Source organism: Buttiauxella sp. JUb87 (genome assembly GCF_004361975.1).
Classification (GTDB): Bacteria; Pseudomonadota; Gammaproteobacteria; order Enterobacterales; family Enterobacteriaceae; genus Buttiauxella; species Buttiauxella ferragutiae.
Genome location: NZ_SNVY01000003.1, coordinates 807,572 through 815,460 on the forward strand (window position 1 = coordinate 807,572; position 7,889 = coordinate 815,460).

A 7,889-nucleotide genomic window follows, 5' to 3' on the forward strand; every position below is an offset into this window, starting at 1 on the left:
ACTACAGACGAAAAAAAAGTCTGAACGTGAATTCAGACTTTCTCTTTAAATATGGCGGTGAGAGAGGGGTTCGAACCCTCGATACGTTGCCGTATACACACTTTCCAGGCGTGCTCCTTCAGCCACTCGGACACCTCACCGTTTTGTTTTTGTTGCCAACTTCTGGGGGCAACGGGGCGCTACTATAGGGATTCAACCTCATTCGGTCAAGTTTAATCTTTGGTTTATGTACCGTTCGGTTAAGGTGTGAACGATGATTGAGAATGAGGTGAATAAAACGCCAGCATAGATGCTGAAGGTAACTCTAACATCTGAAAGATGCCCTTTTCGTACCGCGAACAGTATGTGGATGATTGGTTTCTCAAGAGGGGGTGGTAAGCGCGGTGAATTCGTTTAATTTTAGATAAAGTTTTAAATGTGTGATCTGTATATTGAAATGTCCCAATGAGCATATCTTTAAACCCAGGAGTGATATTTTTTTGTTGAATAAAAGCCCGTAGTATATAAAGTATTCTAATGCTTGAAAGCCGTAAATAAATGTAATTGGACAAGTTAATTTTCTATATTCAATATGTTGAAAAGATGAGAAATGGAAAACAGACATAAATATCAGATTAAAGTCCCATTTATTGAACCACTTGAGAGTTCTTCAAAAACAACGGCATCCGTGAACTATTCAAAAGCGCTTGGAAATAGTGGTAGTTGGATTGGGTGTGGTTATATTGACAGAGAAGGAAAAACAAAAAAACATATCAATGTAACGTTCCCTTACTTCTCATTAGTCCTTGTTATAGAAGGTAAGGGTACTTATGTTGACTCTCAGGATCAGTTGCATCATTTGAAGAAAGGTTCTGTTTTTTTAAGAAAACCAGAATACAAACACTCCAGTCATTGCGAAAGCCAGCCATCCTGGAAGGAATATTATTTAGACTGTGATCTAAACTTATATAAACACTTGTCATCATTTTTACTGCCTGACAACAAGAAAGTTGTTTATCAAACTTCATGCCCATTAGAAATTATTGATAATTTTACCAGTTTTATGGAGTTTATCAAAAAAGCAAGTGAATTGGATATGCCAAGTGTTTATATAAAATTCATAGAGTTACTGAATAGTATATTTAATAAAACACCAGCTTTCCATGCGCAATATGAAAATGAAAGTATTAATCAGGTGAAGTTAGATTTAGATAAATTTCTTAATCAACGTATTGACCTTAAATCATATTGTGAGAGTAACTTATTGAATTATGAAGTTTTCAGAAAAGAATTTAAAGAACAGACTGGCCTGTCACTTATGAACTATATGGTCCGGCGTCGTCTGGATAAAGCATGTACTTTACTGAGGACTACAAATCTCAGGGTGTTAGAAATTTCAAATGAACTAGGGTATTCATCTCAGTATGAATTTTCTAAACAATTTAAACGTTATTTCCATTTATCACCTAAGCAATATCGAGTTGGTAATGAGTAAATAGTGAAATATACATAATTGCAATTTGTTATTAACGTGAGCATTTGGTCGTAAATTTCCGCATAGAAATATGAAAACTTTACTATGAATAAATATGGATACTAAAAAATGATTGCATATATGGCTGTGCCGGTTGTGTTTATTACGATGTATATGATTATAAAAAATTATCAGACTCATACAACATTGACCATTTCAGGTCTTTTAATGCTGACTATCGGAGTGGTATTCACTCAAGGCGGTATCGCTGAATTTATGGGGGCGCAATATAAATTTACCACGACTGGTTCAACCTTTTTTGATTTGTTCGGAGCATTCAGTGCAATTATGTCTGAACGCACAGCAACGATCGGTATGATTGCTATGACATCAGCTGGTTTTGCTGCATATATGAGTAAAATAGGTGCGGCTGATAGCTTAGTTAAAGCTTGTGCTAAACCACTACAAATAATTAATAAGCCCTATTTGATTTTGGCGATGGCGTTTATCATTGGCCAAACGTTAAATTTAGTTATTCCAAGTCCCGCAGGGCTTGCCATGCTGTTATTAATTTCTTTTTATCCTATTCTGATACAAGCAGGGGTAAGCCCACTTTCTGCTGCTGTAGTCATTGGAACATGTGGCTCCCTGGATCTAGGGCCGGGTTCTGGAAACTCAAATGTCGCGGCAGAATTGTTAGACATGTCGATAACAGAGTATTTTGCAACTACAGAAATCTTAGTTGCTATACCTGTGACGCTGACAGTTGCCGTATCACATTTCTTTGTCCAAAAATGGTTTGATAAAAGAGATGGTCATAAAAATCAACAAAGAGTAGATAACATTACTGGAGAAGAAAAAGGCATTTCCATCCCTAAATTTTATGCAGTGCTTCCGTTCCTGCCATTAGCATTATTAATGATATTTTCTGATATCGGTATTGACGGTATTAAAATTAATGCGCCGATTGCGATGTTTACCTCGTTAATATTGATCGTTGCAATTGATGCGTGTAAAAAACGAAATTTACAATTAGCTCTGGAGCATTCTTTCGAATTTTTCAAAGGCATGGCTGGTGCATTTAGTACGGTTGTTGTTTTAATTGTTGCAGCAACTATGTTTACTTTAGGTCTGGATGCCATTGGTGCGATCACTGCTTTAAAGTCCATGATCTTAGCAGGAGATATTCACTACATCCTTATTACAATTTTCGGTATGTCAATTATCGCATTTACTGCGATGTTAACAGGGTCAGGCAGTGCCGCATTTGTTAGCTTTGCGAGCTTGGGTAATGAGCTTTCAAGCGCAGCGGGCGTCAAAGCAGTACAAATGCTGGTACCGATGCAACATGCTGCTGGTTTTGGACGTTCATTATCCCCGGTGGCGGCGGTAGTAATTGCAGTAGCTGTTGCGGCAAAGGTTAGCCCGTTTGAAGTGCTGAAAAGAGCAGCTATCCCTTGTGTTGTAGGTATATTTTCCACCCTGTTTTATACCCAACTTATTTTTGCTTAAAGGTGTCTCGCAATGACCACATGTTATGATCCAACAAGTTATACCCTGAACAGAAATGGTTTTGAGAATATATATCAAGATACCAGCATTTACCAAGTTTGGTTAGACATTGAAGCTGTATTAGCAAAGGTTCAGATTGAGTTGGGTATCATACCTCAACAACAAGGGGACATTATTGTTAAACACTGTGATATATCTCTTCTTGATAAAGAAAATATCATCCAGGGATATATAAAGACAAAACATCCATTGGTCCCTGTGCTCAATGAACTAGGACGGATTGTTGGTGATGATGCGGCTAAATATATTCATTATGGAATAACTACGCAAAATATTCAGCAAACAGCCGAGCTTTATATATGTAAGAAGTTTCATCAGGAATTTATTTCTATAATAGATAAGATGGTTATCAATATTGGCGAACTTAAAAGGCGTAATGAAGGCGTTGTAATTGCGGCCAGAACACACTCAAAACATGCCTTGCCAATATTATTGAATACTAAATTTTCGGTATGGGAAGATGAGCTTTTAAGATGTAAAGACATTCTCATCACCTCTGCCAACGGTATCTTTCAAGTTATGATGGGCGGAGCAGTAGGTGGATTTCATACTTTGCCTGATGTAGGACCTGAAATGCAATCGCGGGTTGCTGATATGTTAGGTATGGGAGAAATGAAAATTCCCAGCAGGTCAATCAGGGTACATATGTGCCAATATGTGAACAATTTGACTTTGATTGCACATGTTTGCGCGAAAATAGCTGAAGAAGTATATATCAGCTCATCTGAAGAATATTCTGAAATGAGCGAAGGTTTTTCTGAGGGGCAGGTTGGAAGTAGTACAATGCCGCAGAAAATCAATCCTGCCTTATGTTATGGAATTATAGGCAACTCAAAGGTTTTATTTAGTTTGCCAGGAACTATATTAAATATGGCAGTAAGGCCATTTGAAGCTGATGGTTGTAGTAATTTAGTTATTGATAGCTTATTAAGAGAAGCTAATTTACTTACCCATGAAATAATTTTAAAAACTGAAGTTCTTTTAAAAGACCTCTTTATTGATAAAGCAGCCATGGAAAGAAATTTAAATATCACCAAAGGAATGATTAATGGTGAAAATGTCATGATGGAGTTATGCAAAAGAGGACTAGGGAAGGCAAAGGCACACGAAGCTGTTTATGACATCATCATGGCGGCGAAAAAAGAATCGATCACATTCAGTGAATCGTATTCGCGATATGAGAACCTTCATTGTATTTTGCCAATGGAAGATTTTGAACAAGCTATTACTCCAGGCTCTTATACAGGATTGGAGTATAGCTAAGTCTGCATTTCTCACATTTCATATTACATCTGAAGCACCTGAATTTTTGAGTTCAGGTGCTCAAGGGTATTTGTGTGCCCGCTGTGCGGACATGATGCTTGACGTCCTAATGTGTTTCTCAAACCTCGGGTCGAGGGTTCTCACCCATCTCTCCACGGGTTACGGGCGAAAAAAAAGCCCGTATTTGCATACGAGCTCTTCTTCAAATGTGGCGGTGAGAGAGGGGTTCGAACCCTCGATACGTTGCCGTATACACACTTTCCAGGCGTGCTCCTTCAGCCACTCGGACACCTCACCGTTTTGTTGTTCCTTACCTGCCGGAACGGGCGCTAATGTAGGGAAAACTGGGGGCTGCGTCAATTCACTTTTCAGCAAAGTCGGTGCGTTTAGCCAAACTTCAAACAACTTGCTTCTTAAAACAGCAACGCTGAGGTGATTTTTTATTACATTCATCTACTGTATTGTTAAACGCTACGCGTAAGTACAAGAATAAATGGAGAAAGCATGGATATTATTTTTCACCACCCGACATTTGATACGCAATTTTGGCTCGACGGTATGCAGCAGCTCATTCCCGATGCCAGGGTTCGCCAGTGGCGTCCTGGCGATAACCAGCCAGCTGATTACGCTCTGGTATGGCATCCTCCGGTCGAGATGCTCAGCGGGCATAGTGAGCTGAAAGGTGTGTTTGCGTTAGGTGCAGGTGTGGACTCCATTCTGAGTAAACTACAGACGCATCCGGATATGCTGCCCGAAGGCGTGCCGCTATTTCGCCTCGAAGATACCGGCATGGCGCTACAAATGCAGGAATATGCCGTCAGCCAGGTGCTGCACTGGTTCCGCCGTTTCGATGATTATCAGGCATTGAAGCTGCAGGCCAAATGGTTGCCACTGGAAGATTATCGCCGTGAAGATTTTACCATTGGTGTGCTCGGCGCGGGCGTGCTAGGCGGGAAAGTGGCAGAAAGCCTCGCTGCCTGGGATTTCCCGGTTCGTTGCTGGAGTCGCAGCAAGAAAAATTATCCAGGTATCACAAGCTATGCCGGGAACGAAGAACTGAGCGATTTCCTGAATGGCACCCGCGTGCTTATTAACTTGTTGCCCAATACGCCACAAACCGTCGGTATTATTAACAGCCAAATGCTCAATCAACTGGCCGATGAGGCTTATGTTATGAACCTTGCGCGGGGCGTACATCTGGTCGAAAACGATCTGCTGGCTGCACTGGATAGTGGCAAAGTGAAAGCTGCAATGCTCGACGTATTTGCTAAAGAACCTCTACCTGAAAACAGCCCGTTGTGGAAGCATCCTCGCATTGCCATCACTCCGCATCTGGCGGCGGTGACTCGGCCGCAAGAAGCCATGGAGTACATTGCAAAAACCATTCGTGAAATTGAAAAAGGTGAATCACCGAGCGGACAGGTCTCTTTGCATAACGGCTATTAATGCTAAGCCCGGCCAGTGCCGGGCTAAAAAACAATGGCGATAACTGCTATCCTTGCGGGAAAGAGATAAAAGGAGAGAGCCATGTATCCCGTTGACCTGCATATGCACACCGTCGCTAGCACCCACGCCTATAGCACCCTTCACGACTATATTGCGATTGCGAAAAGCAAAGGCATCCAACTGTTCGCCATCACCGATCATGGCCCGGATATGGCTGATGCCCCACATTACTGGCATTTTGTGAACATGCGTATTTGGCCACGAATGGTTGATGGTGTTGGTATTTTGCGTGGTATTGAAGCCAACATTAAAAATACTGCCGGGGAAATTGACTGCACTGGCCCAATGTTGGATTCACTGGATCTTATTATTGCCGGTTTTCATGAGCCTGTATTTCCCCCAAAAGATAGCGCTACACACACAGAAGCAATGATCGCTGCCATGGCGAGCGGTAACGTTCATATCATCAGCCATCCAGGTAACCCGAAATTCCCGGTAGATATTCCTGCCATTGCACAAGCAGCAGCAAAATATCAGGTCGCACTGGAGCTGAATAACTCCTCATTTACTCATTCGCGCAAGGGCAGTGGCCCGAACTGCCGTGCTATCGCCGAAGCGGTGCGTGATGCGGGTGGGTGGTTATCGCTGGGTTCTGATTCCCATACTGCATTCACCCTTGGTGATTTCGATGAATGTCGCAAAATTCTGGCAGAAGTTGAGTTCCCGGAAGCGCGCATTCTCAATGTTTCTGTGCGCCGGATGCTTGGTTTCCTTGAATCCCGTGGTATGAAGCCAATCGAAGAATTTGCCACACTTTAGCTTTCACACCACAGTTTTTACTCAATAAATCTCTACTTAATGGACCACTAGCATGAATGAGTTTTCAATTATTTGTCGCATCTTAGGATCGCTGTTTTACCGCCAACCCCAGGATCCGCTTTTGGTTCCATTGTTGACGATGATCCGTGAAGGCAAGCTGGCAGAGCATTGGCCGCTGGAGCAGGATGAATTACTGACTCGCCTGCAACAAAGCTGCGATCCTCAGCTGCTAGCTGCTGATTACAATGCCCTGTTTGTCGGCGAAGAGTGCAGCGTACCGCCATATCGTTCAGCGTGGGAAGCGGGCAGCCACGAAGGTGACGTTCGTGAGTTCTTGAAACAACGCGGCATGCCGCTTGCAGAAACTCCTGCTGATCATTTTGGCACTTTGTTGCTGGCCGCTTCGTGGCTGGAAGATCAATCACAAGAAGACGAATTTGAAGCCCAGGTGCGTTTATTTGATGAGTACATTATGCCATGGGCGGGGACGTTCCTGGGCAAAGTGGAAGCGCATTCGACCACGGCTTTCTACCGTACGTTGGCATTAATTAGCCGTGAAGCTATTCAGGCGATGCGTGATGAGCTGGAAGAAGAAAGTGATGAATAAATGTGATTTAAATCACATTTAAAATGTAACGTTGATTTTTGATTTACAAAAATTGTGCGGTAGATCGTAGTCGAGCCATAAGGCTCTGCTATGATACGCCGCTATGAACATACTTATTTCTCTGGCATTGACTACCGGTATTCTCTCAGGCCTTTGGGGTTGGGTTGCGGTGAGTCTTGGCCTTCTCAGTTGGGCTGGCTTCCTCGGTTGTACCGCGTACTTTGCGTGTCCGCAGGGCGGAATCAAGGGCCTTGTTATTTCTGCATGCACGCTATGTAGCGGCGTATTGTGGGCGGAAGTGATTATCCACGGCAGTGCGCTGGCTCCGCATCTGGAGATTCTGGGCTATATGGTAACGGGCGTCGTGGCATTTCTGATGTGCGTTCAGGCAAAACATATGCTGCTGTCATTTGTACCAGGTACTTTTATCGGTGCCTGCGCGACCTTTGCCAACCAGGGAGAATGGCGTCTTGTCGTTCCGTCGTTACTGCTGGGTTTAGTATTTGGGTTTGCGATGAAAAACAGCGGATTATGGTTAGCGGCGCGAAAAGCAAAACCTGAGTCACAGGTGATAACCGAATGACTAGTCCTGCTATAGGTTGACACTTTTCGGCCTTACAACGCCCGATGAACTTCATCGGGCGTTTTGTATTTTAGCGACAGATGTGGCCGCCGCGTGTTGTAGATTTCCACCGACTCCCTGACCATCTTTCTTGCCTGTCCGATATC

7 protein-coding genes, 2 tRNA genes and 1 pseudogene are annotated in these 7,889 nt (G+C 42.9%); 7 read left to right on the forward strand and 3 right to left on the reverse strand.

Translation table 11 applies throughout. The annotated features are described in order from the left end of the window. Nucleotides 1-52 precede the first annotated feature (52 nt). Nucleotides 53-140 (reverse strand) — tRNA-Ser (locus EC843_RS15730). Between the two features lie 449 nt (nt 141-589). Between EC843_RS15730 and EC843_RS15735 the strand changes: the two genes are divergently transcribed. The 3 genes from EC843_RS15735 (at nt 590) to EC843_RS15745 (ending at nt 4,288) form a co-directional block, all read left to right on the forward strand. Continuing rightward, nucleotides 590-1,474 carry an AraC family transcriptional regulator gene (locus EC843_RS15735; RefSeq protein ID WP_133522550.1) on the forward strand — a complete coding sequence of 295 codons (885 nt, stop codon included), beginning with the start codon at nt 590-592 and terminating at the stop codon, nt 1,472-1,474. A gap of 108 nt (nt 1,475-1,582) precedes the next feature. Then, nucleotides 1,583-2,965 (forward strand): C4-dicarboxylate transporter DcuC, encoded by a 1,383-nt coding sequence (gene dcuC, locus EC843_RS15740; RefSeq protein WP_064547992.1) that lies wholly within the window; start codon nt 1,583-1,585, stop codon nt 2,963-2,965. Nucleotides 2,966-2,977: 12 nt separating this feature from the next. Continuing rightward, nucleotides 2,978-4,288, forward strand: coding sequence for a lyase family protein (locus tag EC843_RS15745; protein WP_133522551.1), 1,311 nt, complete (start codon nt 2,978-2,980; stop codon nt 4,286-4,288). A gap of 209 nt (nt 4,289-4,497) precedes the next feature. On the opposite strand, the gene EC843_RS15750 is transcribed toward EC843_RS15745, so the two are convergent. Next, nucleotides 4,498-4,585 (reverse strand) — tRNA-Ser (locus tag EC843_RS15750). Nucleotides 4,586-4,792: 207 nt separating this feature from the next. Here EC843_RS15750 and ghrA point away from each other — a divergent pair. The 4 genes from ghrA to EC843_RS15770 all read left to right on the forward strand — a co-directional run bounded on the left by ghrA (nt 4,793) and on the right by EC843_RS15770 (nt 7,743). Next, nucleotides 4,793-5,734, forward strand: coding sequence for a glyoxylate/hydroxypyruvate reductase GhrA (gene ghrA, locus EC843_RS15755; RefSeq protein WP_064547989.1), 942 nt, complete (start codon nt 4,793-4,795; stop codon nt 5,732-5,734). An 81-nt stretch (nt 5,735-5,815) separates the two neighbouring features. After that, nucleotides 5,816-6,553 carry a phosphatase gene (locus EC843_RS15760; protein ID WP_064547986.1) on the forward strand — a complete coding sequence of 246 codons (738 nt, stop codon included), beginning with the start codon at nt 5,816-5,818 and terminating at the stop codon, nt 6,551-6,553. Between the two features lie 52 nt (nt 6,554-6,605). Then, complete coding sequence (locus tag EC843_RS15765; RefSeq protein ID WP_064547984.1) at nt 6,606-7,160, forward strand: molecular chaperone; 555 nt, start codon at nt 6,606-6,608, stop codon at nt 7,158-7,160. 103 nt (nt 7,161-7,263) lie between these two features. Next, a complete protein-coding gene (locus tag EC843_RS15770) occupies nt 7,264-7,743 on the forward strand; it encodes a DUF1097 domain-containing protein (protein ID WP_064547982.1) in 480 nt (159 codons plus the stop codon). 9 nt (nt 7,744-7,752) lie between these two features. On the opposite strand, the pseudogene EC843_RS15775 reads toward EC843_RS15770, so the two are convergent. Continuing rightward, a pseudogene (locus EC843_RS15775) lies at nt 7,753-7,889 on the reverse strand (integrase core domain-containing protein); the annotation flags it as partial.

What these genes read in the sequence shown, in the direction of transcription:
- ghrA (WP_064547989.1), top strand. Translation starts at nt 4,793, where the DNA reads ATGGATATTATTTTTCACCACCCGACATTTGATACGCAATTTTGGCTC.
- EC843_RS15760 (WP_064547986.1), top strand. Translation starts at nt 5,816, where the DNA reads ATGTATCCCGTTGACCTGCATATGCACACCGTCGCTAGCACCCACGCC.
- EC843_RS15770 (WP_064547982.1), top strand. Translation starts at nt 7,264, where the DNA reads ATGAACATACTTATTTCTCTGGCATTGACTACCGGTATTCTCTCAGGC.
- EC843_RS15745 (WP_133522551.1), top strand. Translation starts at nt 2,978, where the DNA reads ATGACCACATGTTATGATCCAACAAGTTATACCCTGAACAGAAATGGT.
- EC843_RS15735 (WP_133522550.1), top strand. Translation starts at nt 590, where the DNA reads ATGGAAAACAGACATAAATATCAGATTAAAGTCCCATTTATTGAACCA.
- EC843_RS15765 (WP_064547984.1), top strand. Translation starts at nt 6,606, where the DNA reads ATGAATGAGTTTTCAATTATTTGTCGCATCTTAGGATCGCTGTTTTAC.
- dcuC (WP_064547992.1), top strand. Translation starts at nt 1,583, where the DNA reads ATGATTGCATATATGGCTGTGCCGGTTGTGTTTATTACGATGTATATG.